Source organism: Promicromonospora soli (genome assembly GCF_014653785.1).
In the GTDB taxonomy this organism is placed as follows: Bacteria; Actinomycetota; Actinomycetes; order Actinomycetales; family Cellulomonadaceae; genus Promicromonospora; species Promicromonospora soli.
This window is the reverse complement of record NZ_BNAS01000001.1, coordinates 364,210-382,404: the sequence shown is the minus strand read 5'-3', so window position 1 is coordinate 382,404 and position 18,195 is coordinate 364,210. Positions and strand designations below refer to the sequence as shown.

Genomic DNA, 18,195 nt, shown 5'->3' with positions numbered 1-18,195 from the left:
CGACGTTAGGTCCGAGGATGGCGGCGAAACCTCCGGCTGCGTGCCCCGACTCTCCGGGATCCTTAGGCCTGCGCTCGGGGCGACCAGACCCTCCTTGTTGTGGGCGCGACCGTTGCGCCTAAAACGGGCATGAAGTCGCAACGATCCCGCCCACAACAAAGTCTGCGAGGCTGGAGATTCACGACCGGATGAAGGAGTGCGACATGTCCTACAACCTTCCCGCAGTGACCCCTCGCCCGGAGGTGGCGCCGAAGACGGCTTACCTGGTGGCCAGCGGCGACCTGCGCGAGTCGGCGAACCAGGCGGGCTGGCCCACGCAGGCCGCGATGGAGGCCGACGTCACGGCCGCGTTTGCCGAGCTCGGCTGGAGCGTCGTGCGCGCCAACGGGGTGGACCCCGCCACGGGGCACGGGTTCATCAGCTCACAGCGGATGGGCCTCGAAGTGTTCCGGTCGATCCCGCCGGACGCGCCGCTGATCGTGGCCGAGGCGGTCTGGCAGTACAGCCACCACGTGCTGGCGGGGCTGCGTACCCATGAGGGCCCGATCCTGACCGTCGCGAACTTCGTGGGGGACCGGCCCGGCCTGGTGGGCATGCTCGGCCTCAACGCCGGCCTGGTCAAGATGGGCAAGCCCTACTCGACGATCTGGAGCGTCGACTTCACCGACGCGTGGTTCCGGGACGGCATCCGCCAGTGGCTGGAGACGGGCCGGATCGAGCACGACGCCTCGCACGTCACCGACTCGCCCGCGCTGCCCGCGGGCCCGCAGGCCGACCTCGGGCGTGCGCTGGCCGCCCAGCTGCTGCGCGACAAGGCGATCGTCGGCGTCTTCGACGAGGGCTGCATGGGCATGTACAACGCGATCATCGACGACGAGCTGCTCAACCCGATCGGCATCTACAAGGAGCGCCTCAGCCAGTCCGCGCTGTGGGCGGAGATGCAGCAGGTGCCGGACGCCGAGGCGGCCGCGGTCCAGGCCTGGCTCGAGGAGGCCGGCATGACGTTCCGCCTCGGCGAGGACGAGGCCACGGAGCTCACCGCAGCGCAGCTGGCCTGGCAGCACAAGATGTATATCGCCGCGCTGCGCATCGCCGACGACTTCGGGCTGGACGCCGTCGGCATCCAGTACCAGCAGGGGCTGAAGGACCTCAGCCCGGCCTCGGACCTGGCCGAGGGCCTGCTCAACAACGTGGTCCGGCCCCCGGTCACCTCGCGCGACGGCGCGCGCGTGCTGTGGGACGGCAAGGCCCTGCCGCACTTCAACGAGGCCGACGAGGGCGTCGCCGTCGACGCGCTGGTCACCAACCGGCTGTGGACCGCGATGCGCCTGGACCCGGCCACGACCCTGCACGACGTGCGCTGGGGCGAGGACTTCGACGGCCGGTTCGTGTGGGTCTTCGAGATCTCGGGCTCCGTGCCGCCGTCGCACCTGGAGGGCGGGTACGCGGGCGCCCAGGGGTGGCGGCAGAACCCTGTCTACTTCCCGCTCGGCGGCTCCACCATCAAGGGGGTCTCCAGGCCCGGGGAGATCGTCTGGTCCCGCGTCTACATCGCCGGAGGCCGGCTCCACGTCGACCTCGGGCGGGCCTCGGCAGTCGCTCTGCCCGACGCCGAGACCGAGCGCCGCTGGCAGGCGACCAACCCGGAGTGGCCGATCATGCACGCCGTGCTGCACGGCATCTCGCGCGACCAGTTCATGGCCCGCCACAGGGCCAACCACCTCAGCGTTGCCTACGCGCCGGACGCCGCGACCGCCGACGACGCGCTCGTCGCCAAGGCTGCGCTCTTCCAGGAGCTCGGCGTCGAGGTGCACGTGTGCGGTGACGTGGCGGCGCTCGCCTGAGACCGCTGGGGTTAACGATCGTTAACCGGCGGACTATGCTGCCTGACATGGCCACCGACGTTGGTGTTGGAACGGATCTGCGCACCCTGACCGCGCAGCTGAGGGAGCGGATGGCACGCGTGCGCCAGGGCGGATCGCCCGAGGCGCGCGCACGTCATACCGGGCGCGGCAAGCTGCTCGCCCGCGACCGCGTGGACCGGCTGCTCGACCCGGGCAGCGCCTTCCTGGAGATCGGGGCCCTGGCGGCCTACGACATGTACGGCGGCGAGTGGGCGGTGCCCAGCGCGGGCATCGTCACGGGGATCGGCCGGGTGGCGGGGCGCGAGTGCGTGGTCGTCGCCAACGACGCCACCGTCAAGGGCGGCACCTACTACCCGGTGACGGTGAAGAAGCACCTGCGCGCGCAGCAGGTGGCCGCCGAGAACAACCTGCCGTGCGTCTACCTCGTCGACTCCGGCGGCGCGTACCTGCCGATGCAGGACGAGGTGTTCCCCGACCGCGAGCACTTCGGACGCATCTTCTACAACCAGGCGAACCTGTCCGCGCGGGGCATCCCACAGGTAGCGGCTGTCATGGGCTCCTGCACCGCGGGCGGCGCGTACGTGCCGGCCATGAGCGACGAGGCGGTCATCGTGCGGGACCAGGGCACCATCTTCCTCGGCGGCCCGCCCCTGGTGCAGGCCGCGACGGGCGAGGTGGTCACGGCCGAGGAGCTCGGCGGTGGCCTGGTGCACACCACGACGTCGGGCGTGGCGGACCACCTGGCCGACGACGACGCGCACGCCCTGCGCATCGTGCGCGAGATCATCGGCACCACCCGGGCCGCCCCGCCGAGCCTGGACCGCGCCCAGTCCGAGGAGCCCGAGCTGGACCCCGACGGGCTCTACGACGTCCCCTCCGACCCGCGCACCCCCTACGACGTGCGCGACGTGATCCGGCGGATCGTCGACGGCTCCCAGCTCGCCGAGTTCAAGGCCCGGTACGGCGAGACGCTGGTGTGCGGGTTCGCCCGCATCGACGGCTACCAGGTCGGGATCATCGCGAACAACGGCATCCTGTTCTCGGAGTCGGCGCTCAAGGGCGCGCACTTCGTGCAGCTGTGCGACCAGCGGCGCATACCGCTGGTGTTCCTGCAGAACATCGCCGGGTTCATGGTCGGCAAGGAGTACGAGAACCGCGGCATCGCGAAGGACGGCGCCAAGCTCGTCACCGCCGTGGCCTGCACCTCCGTCCCGCGGTTCACCGTGGTGCTCGGCGGTTCGTTCGGCGCCGGGAACTACGGGATGAGCGGCCGCGCCTACGACCCCAGGTTCCTGTGGATGTGGCCGGGCGCCCGCATCTCCGTCATGGGCGGCGAGCAGGCGGCGTCGGTCCTCGCGACCGTGCGCCGGGAGCTCGCCGACGCCCCCGCCGCCGAGGTGGAGGCGTTCAAGGACCCGATCCGGGCCCAGTACGAGGCCCAGGGCAACCCCTACTACGCCACCGCCCGCCTCTGGGACGACGGCGTCATCGACCCCGCCGACACCCGCCGCGTCCTCGCGCTCGGCCTGGCCGCCGCTGCCGGCGCCCCGATCCCCGAGCCGTCCTACGGCATCTTCCGGATGTGATCGAGATGCGCACCCCGATACACACCTTGCTTGTCGCCAACCGCGGCGAGATCGCCCTGCGGATCATCCGCACCGCCCGTCGCCTCGGCCTGCGCACCGTCGCGGTCTACTCCGACGCCGACCGGGCCGCCCCGCACACCCGGGCCGCCGACGTCGCCGTGCGCCTCGGACCGACGTCGGCTGCCGAGTCCTATCTGTCGATCCCCGCGATGATCGCGGCCGCGAAGGAGACCGGCGCCGACGCCGTCCACCCCGGTTACGGGTTCCTGTCCGAGCAGGCCGATTTCGCTCGCGCCGTCATCGGCGCCGGGCTGACCTGGGTGGGGCCGCCGCCAAAGGCGATGGACGCCATGGGCCGCAAGGACACGGCGCGGAGGATCGCCGTGGCCGCGGGAGTGCCGGTCCTTTCGCAGGTTGCCCTTCGACAGGCTCAGGACCCGCTCGAGACCGGGGTCTCGACAGACGCGACCAGCGGGGAGGGCTCGATAGGCGGGGGGTTCCCCCTGCTCGTCAAAGCCGCGGCCGGCGGCGGGGGCAAGGGCATGCGCATCGTGCGCAGCCAGGACGAGCTCGGCCCCGCCGTCGCGGCCGCCCGCCGTGAGGCAGCGGCCGCGTTCGGCGACGACACCGTGCTGCTGGAGCGTTACATCGAGCGGGGCCGCCATGTCGAGGTGCAGATCCTCGCCGACGAGCACGGGAACGTGCTCCACCTCCACGAGCGGGACTGCTCCGCCCAGCGCCGGCACCAGAAGGTCCTGGAGGAGGCGCCGGCGCCCGATCTCGACCCCGTCGTGCGCGAGTCGCTGTACAAGTGGGCCGTCCGCCTGGCCCAGGAGGTCGGGTACACCGGCGTCGGGACGGCGGAGTTCCTGGTGGAGGCAGGCTCGACCCCCGAGGGCGCCTGGTTCCTCGAGATGAACACCCGCCTCCAGGTCGAGCACCCCGTCACCGAGGAGGTCGTCCGGGTGCGCGGCGAACGGATCGACCTCGTCGAGCAGCAGCTCCGGGTGGCGGCCGGGGAGGAGCTGGACTTCGCGCAGGACGACGTCGTCGTCGTCGGCCACGCGATCGAGGCGCGGATCTATGCAGAGGACGCGTTCGGCGGGTTCCTGCCGCAGGCCGGGACCGCCACCCGCGTGCGGTGGCCGGCGGCTACGGGAACGGCTGGCTCGACAGGCTCGACCACCGGGACCAATGGGAGCACCGTGCGGGTGGAGGCCGGCATCGAGGACGGCACGGTCGTGCCTGCCGCGTACGACCCCATGGTCGGCAAGGTCATCGCCCGCGGCGCCGACCGGGAGGCCGCCCGACGCGGCCTCGTGGACGCGCTCGACGCGACCGCGATCGGCGGCCTGGTCACCAACACCGGGTTCGTCCGGGCGCTCGCGGACTCCGACGCGTTCCGCGACGGCGAGGTGCACACCGCGTGGCTGGACACGCATCCGCTGCCCGCTCCGGACCCGGGGCCCGCGCTCGTCGCGGCGGCCTGGGCGATCGCGGCGGCAGCAGCGCGAGACGGAGGCGACGGGTGGCGGCTCGGCGGGCCGCCCGCCGACACGTGGGTCGAGCTCGACGACGCGGTGCTCCGGGTGAGCATCGGCAGGGGCGAGGTGCGCCGCGACGGCGAGACTCCGACGTCGTGCCGCGCCGTGGGCGGAGCGGACGGTGAGGGCCTGCTGGAGCTGGACGGAGTCGCCGCACGGTTCGCGATCGACGTCCGTCCGCGGTCCGTGGAGGTGAGCACCCGCGGGCACACGTTCCGGTTCGTCCGGCCGGGCGCGTCGAGCGTCGCGGGGGCCGAGCTGTCCGACGGCGTGGTGGTCGCCGCGATGCCCGGCTCGCTGGCCCGTGTCGAGGTGCGCGACGGCGAGCAGGTGACCGCCGGGCAGTCGCTCGGCGTGCTGGAGGCGATGAAGATGGAGGTGTCGCTCGTGGCGCCGTCGGCCGGTGTGGTGCGCGTGCGCGCTGCGGCGGGGGAGCAGGTGGCGGCGCGGCAGGTGCTCTTCGAGATCGAGGCGACCCCGGACGAGAAGGAGGCTTCCGATGTCTGAGCAGGTCCGCAGGCCCCAGGTGGTGCCCGACCCGAGCCTGCCCGACCGCGTCACCATCTACGAGGTGGGCCCGCGCGACGGGCTGCAGAACGAGAAGGCCGTGGTCCCGACCGCGGTGAAGGTCGACCTGGTCGAGCGGCTGCTCGACGCCGGCCTGCCGTACGTGGAGGCCACGAGCCTCGTGCACCCGCGCTGGGTGCCCCAGCTGGCCGACGCCGAGGAGGTGGTGGCCGCCCTGGTGCGGCGCCTCGGCGACCGCGCCTACGACCTGCCGGTGCTCGTGCCGAACGAGCGCGGCCTGGAACGCGCCTACGACCTGGGGCTGCGGCACATCGCGGTCTTCGCCAGCGCTACCGACTCGTTCGCGCGCCGGAACCTGAACCGGTCCCTGGACGAGCAGTACGCGATGTTCGAGCCGGTGGTGGCGCGGGCGCGGGCGGCCGGGATGCGGGTGCGGGCGTACGTCTCGATGTGCTTCGGCGACCCGTGGGAGGGCGACGTCCCGCTGGACCAGGTGGTCGCGGCAGGCAAGCGGCTCATGGACCTCGGGGCGGAACAGCTCTCGCTCGGGGACACGATCGGCGTCGGGACGCCGGGGCATGTCGTGGCACTCCTGGACGCGCTGAACGAGGCGGGCCTGCCCGACGACGTTCTCGCGCTGCACGCACACGACACCTACGGTCAGGCGCTCGGCAACGTCGCCGCGGCGCTGCGGCACGGGGTGACGACGTTCGACACGTCCGCGGGCGGGCTCGGCGGGTGCCCGTACGCGGAGTCGGCCACAGGGAACCTCGCCACGGAGGACCTGCTCTGGATGCTGGAGGGACTCGGGATCCGCACCGGCGTCTCCCTGCCGCGGCTGGTGGAGACCAGCGCCTGGCTGGAGCCTCACCTGGACCACGCGCCGGTCAGCCGCGCCTACCAGGCGTTGCGGGGTACTCCAGCTCAGCCCGCCGCCCGCCGGTGACCGTCTGACACGTTGACCTGGCCGGATGTGATCTGCGCGACCACCGGGTTTGTGTGTCGGTGATCGAGCGTAGGGTCTGAGGCGTGACTCTGAAGATCGGTTACAAGGCGTCCGCCGAGCAGTTCGGGCCGCGCGAGCTGGTTGAGCTCGCAGTACGCGCCGAGGAGGTGGGACTGGACAGCGCGATGGTCTCCGACCACTTCCTGCCGTGGCGGCACGAGGGGGGCCATGCGCCGTCGGCCCTCGCCTGGCTCGCCGCGGCGGGCGAGCGCACCTCCCGCATCCAGCTCGGCACGAGCGTGCTGACCCCCACCTTCCGCTACAACCCCGCGGTGATCGCGCAGACGTTCGCGAGCCTCGCCCTGCTCACCGATAACCGCGTGATCCTCGGCGTCGGGACGGGCGAGGCGCTCAACGAGATAGCCGTCTCGGGCCGCGAGTGGCCCGAGTTCAAGGAGCGGTTCGCGCGCCTGCGCGAGGCCGTGGAACTCATGCGGGCCCTCTGGACCGAGGACAGCGTGGACTTCAAGGGCGACTACTACGAGCTGGTCGGCGCCCAGATCTACGACCGGCCGGAGAACCCCGTGCCCGTCTACATCGCGGCGGGCGGCCCGCTCGTGGCCAGGTACGCGGGGCGCGCGGGCGACGGCTTCATCTGCACGTCCGGCAAGGGCATGGACCTGTACACGGAGAAGCTGCTGCCCGCCGTCGCGGAGGGCGCCGCCAAGGCGGAGCGCGACGCTGCCGACATCGACAAGATGATCGAGATCAAGATCTCCTACGACCGCGACGCCGCCACCGCGCTGGAGAACACGCGGTTCTGGGCGCCGCTGTCGCTGACGCCGGAGCAGAAGCACAGCGTCCACTCGGCGACGGAGATGGAACGCCTGGCGGACGAGCTGCCGATCGAGCAGGTCGCGAAGCGCTGGATCGTCGCGTCCGACCCGGAGCAGGCCGTCGAGATGATCAAGCCCTATGTCGACGCCGGCCTGAACCACCTCGTGGTGCACGGCCCCGGCCACGACCAGGAGCGGTTCCTCACGCAGTTCAGCGAGGACGTCCTGCCACGCCTCAAGGCGCTCTGACGAGCCCCGTCTCGTAGGCGAGGATCACCAGCGCCGCGCGGTCCCGCGCGCCGAGCTTGGCCAGCAGCCGGCTCACATAGGTGCGTGCGGTGGCTGGGCTGAGGTAGAGCTCGCGGGCGATCTCGTCGTTCGTCAGCCCTCGGCCCAGCTGCTGCAGCACCTCGCGTTCGCGCTCGGTGAGGCCGGCGAGCCGGTCGTCAGCGGACCGGGGTGCCGGGCTCGCGGCGACGGCCCGCAGCACCGTGGCGGTGACCGCCGGGTCGAGCAGCGCGTCGCCCGCCGCGACCACGCGGACGGCGCGGCGCAGCTCGGCCGGCGCGACGTCCTTGAGCAGGTAGCCGGCCGCCCCGGACCGGACGGCCTCGAAGACGTGCTCGTCCTCGTCGAACGTGGTCAGGATGAGCACCCGGGTTCCGGCCAGGCCCGGGTCGGCGACGATCTCCCGGGTGGCGGCCAGGCCGTCCAGGTTCGGCATCCGGATGTCCATGAGGACGACGTCGGGCCGCAGCTCCCGCACGCGCGACACCCCGGAGCGCCCGTCCGCCGCCTCGCCGACGACGGTGATGTCGCCCTCGCTCTCCGCGAGGGCGCGCAGGCCCGTCCGCACGAGCTCCTGGTCGTCGACCAGCACTATCCGGATCATGGGACCAGTCTCACGCTTCCAGCCGGAGGGGCAGGTCGGCGGCCACGCGGAACCCGCGGCCCGGCGCGTCGCCCGCGGTCAGGCTGCCGCCGAGCAGGGCGACCCGCTCGCGCATCCCCGAGAGGCCGGAGCCGGGGACGAGGCCCGCGCCGGCCCCGCGGCCGTCGTCGGACACCCGAAGCACGAGGCGACCGTCGGTGACCCGGACGGAGACCGCCACGTGCGTTGCGGCGGCATGCCGCAGCACGTTGGTCAGGGACTCCTGCACTATCCGGTAGGCGGCCGCGTCGATGGCGCCGTCGAGCAGTCCGGGCGGCACGTCGAGCGTGACGTCGACGCCGAGGCCCGCCGCCTGCGCCGACCGCACCAGGGCGCCGACGCCGGCCAGGCCGGTCGGTGCGGGTGCCTCGGACGAGGCGGAACCGCCCGCCGAACCGCCCGCCGGACCGCCCGCCGAGCCGCCCGGCGAACCGCGTAGCAGCCGGACGGTCGACCGGAGCTCGTGCAGCGTGCCCGACGCCGCCTCCCGCACGTGTTCGAGCGCGCCCCGGGCGGCGTCGTCGTCCCGGCCCACTGCCTCGGCGGCCACCCCGGAGTGCAGGGCGATCACCGACAGGTTGTGCCCGATGACGTCGTGCAGGTCCCGGGCGATGCGCAGGCGCTCGGCCTGCAGCCGCTGCTCGGCGGCGCGCGCCTCGTGCACTCGTGCCTCGCGGGACAGCCGAACCGCCACGCCGAGCGCGATCGCCGCCGCGACCAGCGCCAGGTTCGTGACCAGGTCGTACGGCGTCAGCTGCTCCTCGGGAGTATTGCCCACGGTCCGGTAGTAGGTCGCGACGGCCACCAGCGTGGCGCCCGCGCCGACCGCCCAGCCGGTGCGCCGCAGCTCCGCCGCCGAGTACAGCGCCGCGACCGCGGGCAAGGCCATGCCGATCGGCGCGAACTGCAAGGTGTAGTAGGCGAACACGGCAAGCACCGTGACCACGAGCACCGTGCGCGGCGCCCTGCGCCGCAGCAGGACCAGCGCCCCGAAACCCGCCGCGAACAGGTACGCTCCCGGGCCGGCGTGCTGCTCGGCGTCGGGGTCCGCGGCGATGACCACGGCGACCACCAGGGCCATGGCCAGTGCCAGGACAACGTCGGTGACGCGCGGGTCGACGGTCCGCGGGACCGCACTCTGCTCGGGCACACGGCCACCCTACGGACGGGAAGTCCCTGAGGCATCAGCCCGTGGGAGTCAGGGTGGTGTCGCTCGCAGGCGACATCAGGAGACGATCCGGGGCCGATGTGGGACAGGTGCCCCAGCGGGCACCGTCGAGGCATGACATCACGACAGCTACCGCTCCAGCCGACGCCGCAGCCCCCGCCCACCGCGGCGGCCGTCCCGTGGGGGGTCGTCGCCGGACTCTCCACGATGGCCCTGCTCTGGCCGCTGACCGGCCTGACCGGCGTCCTCGGCACCGGGGCACCCCGCGCGTTCGTCGTCATCGGCATCACCGCCGTCGTCTGGATCGGGGTGGTCGGCCTTGGCCGGGTGCCCCGGCCCGTGCTCACCCTCACGCTCACCGGCGTCGCCTACGGGCTCGTCGCTACGACGCTCGGGCTGCTGGTCCCCGTCCTCGCGGGCTTCGGCGGTCCCGGCGGCGGCCCGGCGTGGACCATCGTCCCGGCGCTGCTCTTCGACGCGATGTGGGGTGCGATCGCCGGCCTCGCCGCGGCAGGCGTGCAGCGGCTGCGAGGGACGGTCCGATGAGCCGCCGTCCTGCCTTGGGCCGCGGACGTGCGAACCTGCGGACCGCCGTCGGCTCGCTCGTCGCCGGTCTCGCCGCGCTCGCGCTCGCGGGCTGCGGCGCGATCCCGGGCTCGGTCACCCCGGTGGACGAGGCCGAGTTCACCAACGAGCTCGCCATCCCGCCGCTGGCGCCGTCCCGCGTCGTGGACGGCACACGCGTCTTCTCCCTGACCGCGCAGGAGGGCGCCACGGAGTTCCTGCCCGGCGTCCAGACCGAGACGTGGGGTTTCGACGGCTCCTACCTCGGGCCGACGCTGCGCGCCGAGCGCGGCGAGCGGGTCGCCGTCGAGGTCACCAACGACCTCGGCGAGCCGACCAGCGTGCACTGGCACGGCATGCACCTGCCCGCCGCGATGGACGGCGGGCCGCACCAGGAGGTCGCCCCCGGCGCCACGTGGCGCCCCACCTGGGAGATCGACCAGCCCGCGGCCACCCTCTGGTACCACCCGCACCCGCACGGCGCCACGGAGGAGCACGTCTACCGCGGCCTGGCGGGAATGTTCCTCCTGGACGACGACGCCTCGCGCGCCGCCGCTCTGCCGCAGGAGTACGGGGTCGACGACGTGCCGGTGATCGTGCAGGACAAGGCGCTCGACGACGACGGGCAGCTCGAGCCGGGGAACGGCGGCGAGCCGGGCATTCTGGGCGACGTCGTCATGACGAACGGAACGGTGGGCGCTTATCAGGAGGTGACCACCGAACGGGTGCGCCTGCGCCTGCTCAACGGGTCGACGGCACGCACCTACCAGCTCGGCTTCGAGGACCTGGACATGGACCTCGTGGCGACTGACGGCGGCCTGCTCGACGCCCCCGTCCGGCTCGACAACGTGCGGCTCGCCCCGGGCGAGCGGGCCGAGGTGGTCGTGGAGATGGAGCCGGGGGAGACCACTCGGCTGCGCTCCGTCGAGGCCGACCTGGGCAACGTCGCAGTGCCGTTCGCGATGGGTGGCAACGACGCGTTCGACGTGCTCGAGCTGCGCGCAGCCGACACGCTGGCGCCGTCGCCCGAACCCGGATGGGACGCCTCGGAGCACGCTGCGGGGGACGAGCTGGACGAGGCAGACGCCTCGGTGACCCGCACGTTCGAGCTGGACGACAGCAGGATCAACCGCCAGCGGATGGACATGGGCCGCATCGACGAGGTGGCCACGGTCGGCAGCACCGAGGTGTGGGAGGTGCGCAACACCGTCCCGATTCCCCACAGCTTCCACGTGCACGACGTTCAGTTCCGCGTGCTCAGCATCGACGGCGAGGCGCCGCCGCCGGAGCTGGCGGGCCGCAAGGACACCATCTACGTGGAGCCCGGCAAGGACTATCGGTTCCTGATGCGGTTCGACGACTACGCCGACCCCGACATGCCCTACATGTTCCACTGCCACATGCTCATGCACGAGGACGACGGGATGATGGGACAGTTCGTCGTCGTCGAACCGGGGCAGGACGCAGGAACCGTGCCGGGTGGCGGGGCGGACGGGCATCAAAGCCACCACTGAACCTGTGGCACGCTCACGTGGTGACCCTCTCTCTTCCCCGCCGCATCACGCACGTCCTGCTCGACCTCGACGGCACCCTCACCGACTCCGCGCCCGGCATCATCGCGTCCCTGCGCACGGGCTTCACGGATGCCGGCTTCGACGTCCCCTCCGACGAGGTCCTGCGGACCTTCGTCGGCCCGCCCCTGGGGGCGAGCCTGACCCGCATGGGCCTGTCCGCCGCCGACGCCGCCACCACGATCGCCGCCTACCGGCGCGACTTCGAGGCGTACGGCATGTTCGACAACTCGGTGTTCGGCGGCGTCCCGGAGGCGCTCGCGGGGCTGCGTGAGACCGGGGTGAGGCTCCTGGTCGCCACGGCCAAGCCCGAGCGCTACGCGCGGCAGATCGTCGCGCACTTCGGGCTGGACGGTTACCTCACCGGAGGGCTCGACGGCGTCCACGGCGCCGCCGACTACGAGGCAGGCGAGGCGCAGGGCAAGGAGGTGGTGGTCGAGCGCGCCGTGGCGCACGCGGTGGCTCTCGGGGCCGACGCCGGGCAGATCGTCATGGTGGGCGACCGCGAGCACGACGTGCACGCGGCCGCCCACCACGGCGTGCCGACCGTCGGCGTGACCTGGGGATACGCCGCGCCCGGCGAGCTGGAGGCCGCCGGCGCGGCGGCGATCGCGACGACGCCCGAGGAGCTGCGCAAGCTCCTCACGAGCTGAGCCGGCCGCGACAGTGACCACGTACGACACCTGGACCGTCGCCCCGGAGCCGTTCGACTCGCCCGACGCCGCCGCCCTCTGGCGGGAGTGCTACACCCACATGAGCGACAGCTGGTACCTGCTCAAGGAGGACCGCCGCACCGACCCGCACGAGCTGGAGCGGGAGATCGCCGCGAACCCGGGCACCGAGCTCGCGGCGCCCGGCGGATCGCTGGTCGTGGCCCGCCACGACGGCGCGGCGGCAGGCATGGCCGGCGTCCGGCTGCTCGACGACGAGCGGGCCGAGCTGAAGCGCGTGTACCTGCGCCCGGCGTTCCGGGGCACGGGCGGTGCCGCGCTCATCGTCCGCGCGGCCGAGGACCAGGCCCGGCTGCTCGGGGCGAGCCGGATGGTCCTCGAGACGAGGTCGGACTTCGTCGCGGCCCGGGCCCTCTACAAGCGCCTGGGCTACGACGAGATCGAGCCGTACACCTTCACCCCGTATTCGGAGCACTGGTTCGGCAAGGAGCTCTGAGCGGCGGCCCGGCGCGTGGCACAGCACTGGTTGGGCCGGGCGCTCGGCCCGGGCGGGGCGTGGCGGGGTCCGCTCGTCAGGCCATGCCGATGGCGTCCTCGAACGCGTCCCGGATGCGCTCGTCGACGACCACGAACCGCACCTCCTGCGGGCTCCCGTCGGGATGTTCGGCGAGCCAGCCCCGGCAGGTCGTGACGGCGATGCGGGCGACGTCGGGCACCGGCCAGCCGTAGGCGCCCGCGCTCACCGCGGGGAACGCGACCGATCGCGCATCGAGCTCGGCGGCGACGTCGAGCGACCGGGCGAAGCACGAGGCGAGCAGGGCCGGATCGTCCTGGCCGCGGTGCAGGTTCGGCCCGACCGTATGGATCACCCAGGACGCCGGCAGGTCGAACGCCGGGGTGGCGACCGCGTCGCCGACGTCGAGGCCGCCGCGGTGGGTGGTGTTCCGGAGGCGTCGGCAGGCCTCGAGCAGGCGCGGCCCGGCCGCCGCGTGGATGGCGCCGTCGACGCCGCCGCCACCCAGGAGCGTGGAGTTGGCGGCGTTGACTATGGCGTCCGCCTCGACCTGGGTGAGGTCCCCGATCTCGACCGAGATGCTCATACGCTCAAGCGTTCCATCCACTTGTACTCCTCGGCGACCGGTGTCCAGCCGAACTGTCCGTAGAGGCCGTGGGCGTCGGCGGTCGCGAGGAGGATGCGGCGCAGGCCGAGCGGCTCGACGTCGGCGACCACGCCCGCGACCAAGAGCTTGCCGATGCTGCGCCCGCGCAGGCTCGGGTCCACGACAACGTCGGCCAGCCAGGCGAACGTCACGCCGTCGGTCACCACGCGCGCGAACGCGACCTGCTCACCGGTGTCCGTGCCGTAGACGCCGTAGGGCCGCGAGCCCGCGATCGCCGCGTCCATCACCTCGCGCGACCGGTCCTTGGCCCAGTAGGTCTGCGTGATGAGCTCGTGCACGCGCGCGGCGTCGATGCGGGTGGGGTCGGCGGAGAACTCGTAGGGCGAGGTGTCGTTCATGGTCCGGAGTCAATCACTGGGTGGTGGCGCTGTCCGAGGGAAATACGCGTGCGCTGTGTGAGTTCGGTCCCACGGTTGACCGAACTGAAGTGACTCCGGTCCGTTGCACTGAGACCAGTCAATTAGCCGACCGATCTCAGGGCAACGGACCGACCTCATCTGGAGGGCTCGGTGCTAGGGGCTCCCGGCGTATCGGCGGCAGAACTCGCGCAGCGGGCCGGCGGGGATCACGTCCAGCAGCTCGCGGTAGCGGCCGGCCGCCTCGTCGGCGCGTCCGGTGCGCCGGGCGAGGTCGGCCAGGGCGAGGCTCGCATCCCGCGCGGCATACGGCGGGCCGTCGGCGAGCAGGTCCTCGAGCTCGCGCTCGATCGGGGCGAGGTCGCCGCCGTCGTGCAACGCGACCCGGCCGAGCACGACGAGGCGCGCGACCCGCGTCGCCGGCGACGGCCAGACGTGCAGCAACGCGTCGTAGAGCTGCGCCAGCCGGGGCCAGTCGGTGCTCGCCGCGTCGCGAGCCGTGGCGTGCACGCCCGAGATCGCGGCCTCCAGCACGAAGCGGCCGGGGCGTCCCGGCGTCTCGACGCGGGCGAGTGCCGCCGTGGCGTCGTCCAGGCCGGCGGACAGCAGGCGCCCGTCCCACGCCGAGCGGTCCACCTCGTCGAGGGGCAGCGCTACGCCGTCGCGCACCCGTCCGGGGCGCCGGGCCAGCCCGAGGCGGCACACGGCGCGCAGGCCGAGCACCTCGGGATCGTCCGGGTACTCCGCGACGAGGGCCTCAGCGAGCGTCGAAGCGTCGCGGGCCGGGTCCTGCGTGGCGTCGGCGGGCTGCAAACCGTCCCGCTGTCCCACCGTGAACAGGCCGGCCACGCAGGCGAGCACTACCGGCAACCGTGCCGCTCGCGCGGCGCCGTCGGGCACCGCGAACTCGCCGCGGGCGCGGGCCAGCGCCGACTTGGCCCGTGTGAGCCGCGCGGCCGCGGTCGCTTCGGCGACGCCGAGGTGTCCCGCGATCTGCCGGATCGAGAGGCCGCAGACCACCCGCATGGCGAGGACCAGCTGTGCGCCGGGGGCGAGTGCGTCGTCGCAGGCGACGAAGAGCAGCGCGAGGCGGTCGTCGAGGTCGTCGGAGGGCTCGGGCGGCACGTCCACGTCGGCCACCTCCGGGCGGGCGAGCTGGGGCTGGAGCCGGGCGAACACCGCCTGATGACGCACCGTGTCGAGCCACGTCCGGCGTCCGACCCGGACGCACCAGCCGACCAGGTCCTCGATCGCCCCGTCCGGCTGTGCCGCGGCCCGCGCGAACGCCTCGGCGGCGTACTCCTCACCGCTGTCCAGGCTGCGCGTCGACACGGCGAGCGACCGCACCACCTGGGGCCAGGCGGTGCGGAACGCCGCGGGGTCGATCGGCACTGAGCGGTCTGCGGCTAGGAATCGAAGCTGATGACCTTGCGCCACTCGACCGCATTGCCGCTGGGCACGAGCGCCGCGAGCTTGCGCGCGGTCGCCTCGTCGCACTCGACCTGGTAGAAGCCCGTGATCACCTCGTTGGTGTCGGTGAACGGGGCATCGGTGTAGACGGGCTCGTCGCCGTCCTTGCCGGGCGCCACCCAACCGCCGTACTTGGCGTTCTGCAGGGCGGCGGCACCGGTGAGCTTGGCGCTCAGGTCGGTGATGGCCTCCTGGAAGCGCCCGTGGGCGGCCAAGCTCATGTCCTCGGAGGGGTCGCGGCCCTGCAGGTTCTCCGGGAGGTAGGCGTCCGAGTCCCAGTCGGACTCGCGGATCAGGAATACCCAGGTGTCAGTCATGTCGAGCTCCTCGTTCATGGAATGTTGACACGCCTTGGACGGGCGAGCGACGCCAGAATCGACAGCCTCGACAAAACTGGTCAGGCCTCAGCCGATCACCGCGACCGGCGCAGCGATCGGAGTACCGGAACCGTCGCGGCGCTGGTCCACCTCGGGCAGCTCGACCGGCTGGCCGCCGGCGCCGAGCGCGCGCGGGGGAGCGGCGCCGACCCAGGCCAGGATGAGGCCGTCCTCGCCCTTCAGGAGCCGCTGCGACCGCACACCACCGGTGGCCCGGCCCTTGCCCGGGTACAGCTCGAACGGCGTCACCTTGCCCGAGCCGGCCTCCACGCCAGGCAGCGAGTCGGCCATACCCGCGATGGTCACGACGGTGGCGTCCACCCCGGCGGGGACGGCGCCGAAGAACACGGCCCGCCGGTCCGCGGCGAGCTTGATGCCCGCCATACCTCCGGCGGCACGGCCCTGCGGCCGGACGGCGGAGGCGGGGAAGTGGAGCAGCGACGAGTCGTCGGCCACGAAGACCAGCTCGTCGTCGTCGCGCACGACGGCGGCACCAACGACGGTGTCGCCCTCCCTGAGCGCGATCACCGGCCACTCGTCGCCCTTGGCGGGAGCGTCCGACGGCGCGATGCGCTTGACGATGCCCTGCGCGGTGCCGACGGCGATGGTCGGCGCGTCGGGACCGAGCCCGGTCACCGTCCGCACGGTCTCGCCGTGCTCCAGCTCCACGAGCTCGCTGACCGGGATCCCGCCGGACAGCGACGGCGCGCCGTCGGTCGGCGGGAGCGAGGGCAGGTCCAGCACGGAGATGCGGAGCATGCGGCCGGCCGACGTCACGAGACCCACCTGGCCGCGGGTGGTCGCGGCGGCGTCGCCCCGCAGGGCGTCGTGCGCTGCGCGGTTGCCGTCGCGCGGCACCGGGACGTCGTCCGGGAGCCGGGCCAGCAGGCCCGTCGCGGACAGCACCACGCGGGTGGGCAGGTCCTTGATCTGCAGGTCGATGGGCTCGACGACCTTCTTGCGCCCGTTCGCCGGGGCGACGGCGGCCAGCGAGCCGACGGAGCCGCCCGCGGCGTCGAGCAGCACGGTGCGGCGCGGCGTGCCGTAGGTCCGGGCCACCTCGCCCATCTCGGTGCTGACGAGGCGGCGCAGCAGCTTCTCGTCGCCGAGGATCTCCTCGAGCTCCGCGATCTCGCGGCGCAGCTCCTCGGCCTCCTTCTCCAGCTCGATGCGCGAGAACCGGGTGAGGCGGCGCAGCTGCAGGTCGAGGATGTACGACGCCTGCGGCTCGGACAGTTCGAAGATCTCGCGCAGGCGGTCGCGCGCGATACCGGCGTCGTCGGACGACCGGATCACCTGGATGACCTCGTCGATGTCGACGATCGCGACGAGCAGGCCGTCCACCAGGTGCAGCCGCTCGACGCGCTTGTCCAGGCGGTGCTGCGACCGGCGCCGGACCACCGAGATGCGGTGGTCCACCCACACGCGCAGCATCTCGACCAGGCCGAGCGTGCGCGGCTGGCCGTCGACCAGGGCCACGTTGTTGATGCCGAACGAGTCCTCGAGCGGCGTGACGCGGTACAGCTGCTCCAGCACGGCGTCGGGGTCGAAGCCGGTCTTGACCTCGATGACGAGCCGCAGCCCGTGCGTGCGGTCGGTGAGGTCCTGGACGTTGGTCACGCCCTGGATGCGCTTGGCCTTGACGCCGTCGGCGATCTTCTCGATCACCTTCTCCGGGCCCACGAGGTACGGCAGCTCGGTGACGACGATGCCCTTGCGGCGCGGGGTCACGTTCTCGATCCGCGCGGTGGCGCGGGTCCGGAAGCTGCCGCGGCCGGTGCGGTACGCGTCGCGGACGCCGTCCAGCCCGACGATCTTGCCGCCCGTGGGCAGGTCCGGGCCGGGCACGAACCGCTGGAGGTCCTCGAGCGTCGCCTCCGGGTTCTTGATCAGGTGCTGCGCCGCGGAGACGACCTCGACGAGGTTGTGCGGCGCCATGTTCGTGGCCATGCCGACCGCGATGCCGGACGCGCCGTTGACCAGCAGGTTCGGGATCGCGGAGGGCAGCACCTCGGGCTGGGTGAGCTTGTTGTCGTAGTTCGGGACGAAGTTCACGACGTTCTCGTCGAGGCCCGTGGTCATCGCCATCGACGACGCCGCGAGGCGCGCCTCCGTGTAACGGGGGGCGGCGGGGCCGTCGTCGAGCGAGCCGAAGTTGCCGTGCCCGTCCACGAGTGGCAGCCGCAGCGAGAAGTCCTGCGCGAGACGCACGAGCGCGTCATAGATCGGGGCGTCACCGTGCGGGTGCAGCTTTCCCATGACCTCGCCCACCACGCGCGACGACTTCACGTGCGCGCGGTCGGGGCGCAGCCCCATGTCCGACATCATGTAGAGGATGCGGCGCTGTACCGGCTTGAGGCCGTCGCGCGCGTCCGGGAGGGCCCGCGAGTAGATGACGGAGTAGGCGTACTCGAGGAACGAGGCCTCCATCTCCGAGGCGACGTCGATGTCCACGACCTTCTCGTGGATCTCGCTCTCATCGAGCGGCTGCGACGGCTTGCGCGCCATGGTTCTGGGGCTCCTGAAATCTGGGGCGGATTCGGACAGGCAAACCGTACCCCGCGCCGCCGACACTCCCGTGGCACCGCGCGAGGGTCACCC

At 72.8% G+C, this 18,195-nt stretch carries 16 protein-coding genes; 9 read left to right on the top strand and 7 right to left on the bottom strand.

The features are described 5' to 3' along the window. Window positions 1–203 precede the first annotated feature (203 nt). The 5 genes from IE250_RS01720 to fgd all read left to right on the top strand — a co-directional run bounded on the left by IE250_RS01720 (window position 204) and on the right by fgd (window position 7,554). Window positions 204–1,844: a fucose isomerase gene (locus IE250_RS01720; protein ID WP_189667535.1), complete on the top strand. Its 1,641-nt coding sequence runs from the start codon at window positions 204–206 to the stop codon at window positions 1,842–1,844. A 47-nt stretch (window positions 1,845–1,891) separates the two neighbouring features. Further along, window positions 1,892–3,451, top strand: a complete 1,560-nt coding sequence (locus IE250_RS01715; protein ID WP_308434101.1) for a carboxyl transferase domain-containing protein — start codon at window positions 1,892–1,894, stop codon at window positions 3,449–3,451. A 5-nt stretch (window positions 3,452–3,456) separates the two neighbouring features. Further along, window positions 3,457–5,502: an ATP-binding protein gene (locus IE250_RS01710; RefSeq protein WP_189667533.1), complete on the top strand. Its 2,046-nt coding sequence runs from the start codon at window positions 3,457–3,459 to the stop codon at window positions 5,500–5,502. Then, the gene (locus IE250_RS01705; protein WP_189667532.1) at window positions 5,495–6,469 is read left to right on the top strand and encodes a hydroxymethylglutaryl-CoA lyase; all 975 of its coding nucleotides are present in this window, start codon (window positions 5,495–5,497) and stop codon (window positions 6,467–6,469) included. Before IE250_RS01710 ends, IE250_RS01705 begins: the two co-directional genes overlap by 8 nt. An 83-nt stretch (window positions 6,470–6,552) precedes the next feature. Then, on the top strand, window positions 6,553–7,554 hold the full coding sequence (gene fgd / locus IE250_RS01700) for a glucose-6-phosphate dehydrogenase (coenzyme-F420) (protein ID WP_189667531.1): 1,002 nt from the start codon (window positions 6,553–6,555) through the stop codon (window positions 7,552–7,554). Here the strand turns inward: fgd and IE250_RS01695 are convergent. Together IE250_RS01695 and IE250_RS01690 are read right to left on the bottom strand one after the other, a co-directional pair. After that, window positions 7,541–8,197 (bottom strand): response regulator, encoded by a 657-nt coding sequence (locus IE250_RS01695; RefSeq protein WP_189667530.1) that lies wholly within the window; start codon window positions 8,195–8,197, stop codon window positions 7,541–7,543. The two genes, fgd and IE250_RS01695, sit on opposite strands and share 14 nt — an antisense overlap. Window positions 8,198–8,207: 10 nt before the next feature. Further along, window positions 8,208–9,386 (bottom strand): sensor histidine kinase, encoded by a 1,179-nt coding sequence (locus IE250_RS01690; RefSeq protein WP_189667529.1) that lies wholly within the window; start codon window positions 9,384–9,386, stop codon window positions 8,208–8,210. Window positions 9,387–9,518: 132 nt separating this feature from the next. Between IE250_RS01690 and IE250_RS01685 the strand changes: the two genes are divergently transcribed. From IE250_RS01685 to IE250_RS01670, 4 genes are read left to right on the top strand one after another with little or no spacing between them, the layout of a single operon-like run. Beyond that, window positions 9,519–9,950: a hypothetical protein gene (locus tag IE250_RS01685; protein ID WP_189667528.1), complete on the top strand. Its 432-nt coding sequence runs from the start codon at window positions 9,519–9,521 to the stop codon at window positions 9,948–9,950. After that, entirely contained in the window at window positions 9,947–11,482 is a 1,536-nt protein-coding gene (locus tag IE250_RS01680) for a multicopper oxidase family protein (protein WP_189667527.1), read from the top strand. The genes IE250_RS01685 and IE250_RS01680 overlap by 4 nt, the downstream gene beginning before the upstream one ends. Window positions 11,483–11,502: 20 nt before the next feature. Next, window positions 11,503–12,192, top strand: coding sequence for an HAD hydrolase-like protein (locus IE250_RS01675; RefSeq protein WP_229872047.1), 690 nt, complete (start codon window positions 11,503–11,505; stop codon window positions 12,190–12,192). 13 nt (window positions 12,193–12,205) lie between these two features. Next, a complete protein-coding gene (locus tag IE250_RS01670; protein ID WP_229872046.1) occupies window positions 12,206–12,706 on the top strand; it encodes a GNAT family N-acetyltransferase in 501 nt (166 codons plus the stop codon). A gap of 76 nt (window positions 12,707–12,782) precedes the next feature. Here the strand turns inward: IE250_RS01670 and IE250_RS01665 are convergent, their stop codons facing one another. From IE250_RS01665 to IE250_RS01645, 5 genes are all read right to left on the bottom strand, one after another. Continuing rightward, the gene (locus IE250_RS01665; protein WP_189667526.1) at window positions 12,783–13,310 is read right to left on the bottom strand and encodes an O-acetyl-ADP-ribose deacetylase; all 528 of its coding nucleotides are present in this window, start codon (window positions 13,308–13,310) and stop codon (window positions 12,783–12,785) included. After that, the gene (locus IE250_RS01660; RefSeq protein ID WP_189667525.1) at window positions 13,307–13,729 is read right to left on the bottom strand and encodes a GNAT family N-acetyltransferase; all 423 of its coding nucleotides are present in this window, start codon (window positions 13,727–13,729) and stop codon (window positions 13,307–13,309) included. The genes IE250_RS01665 and IE250_RS01660 overlap by 4 nt, the downstream gene beginning before the upstream one ends. 174 nt (window positions 13,730–13,903) lie before the next feature. After that, window positions 13,904–15,139 carry a DUF6596 domain-containing protein gene (locus tag IE250_RS01655; RefSeq protein WP_189667524.1) on the bottom strand — a complete coding sequence of 412 codons (1,236 nt, stop codon included), beginning with the start codon at window positions 15,137–15,139 and terminating at the stop codon, window positions 13,904–13,906. Between the two features lie 14 nt (window positions 15,140–15,153). Next, window positions 15,154–15,534, bottom strand: coding sequence for a YciI family protein (locus IE250_RS01650; RefSeq protein WP_189667523.1), 381 nt, complete (start codon window positions 15,532–15,534; stop codon window positions 15,154–15,156). An 87-nt stretch (window positions 15,535–15,621) separates the two neighbouring features. Beyond that, window positions 15,622–18,102, bottom strand: a complete 2,481-nt coding sequence (locus IE250_RS01645; RefSeq protein WP_189667522.1) for a DNA gyrase/topoisomerase IV subunit A — start codon at window positions 18,100–18,102, stop codon at window positions 15,622–15,624. Between the last annotated feature and the right edge of the window lie 93 nt (window positions 18,103–18,195).

Bases quoted from the DNA above. Each gene is read 5' to 3' on its own strand.
- IE250_RS01720 (WP_189667535.1), top strand. From the start codon at position 204: ATGTCCTACAACCTTCCCGCAGTGACCCCTCGCCCGGAGGTGGCGCCG.
- IE250_RS01715 (WP_308434101.1), top strand. From the start codon at position 1,892: ATGGCCACCGACGTTGGTGTTGGAACGGATCTGCGCACCCTGACCGCG.
- IE250_RS01710 (WP_189667533.1), top strand. From the start codon at position 3,457: ATGCGCACCCCGATACACACCTTGCTTGTCGCCAACCGCGGCGAGATC.
- IE250_RS01705 (WP_189667532.1), top strand. From the start codon at position 5,495: ATGTCTGAGCAGGTCCGCAGGCCCCAGGTGGTGCCCGACCCGAGCCTG.
- IE250_RS01695 (WP_189667530.1), bottom strand. From the start codon at position 8,197: ATGATCCGGATAGTGCTGGTCGACGACCAGGAGCTCGTGCGGACGGGC.
- IE250_RS01685 (WP_189667528.1), top strand. From the start codon at position 9,519: ATGACATCACGACAGCTACCGCTCCAGCCGACGCCGCAGCCCCCGCCC.
- IE250_RS01680 (WP_189667527.1), top strand. From the start codon at position 9,947: ATGAGCCGCCGTCCTGCCTTGGGCCGCGGACGTGCGAACCTGCGGACC.
- IE250_RS01665 (WP_189667526.1), bottom strand. From the start codon at position 13,310: ATGAGCATCTCGGTCGAGATCGGGGACCTCACCCAGGTCGAGGCGGAC.
- IE250_RS01660 (WP_189667525.1), bottom strand. From the start codon at position 13,729: ATGAACGACACCTCGCCCTACGAGTTCTCCGCCGACCCCACCCGCATC.
- IE250_RS01650 (WP_189667523.1), bottom strand. From the start codon at position 15,534: ATGACTGACACCTGGGTATTCCTGATCCGCGAGTCCGACTGGGACTCG.
- IE250_RS01645 (WP_189667522.1), bottom strand. From the start codon at position 18,102: ATGGCGCGCAAGCCGTCGCAGCCGCTCGATGAGAGCGAGATCCACGAG.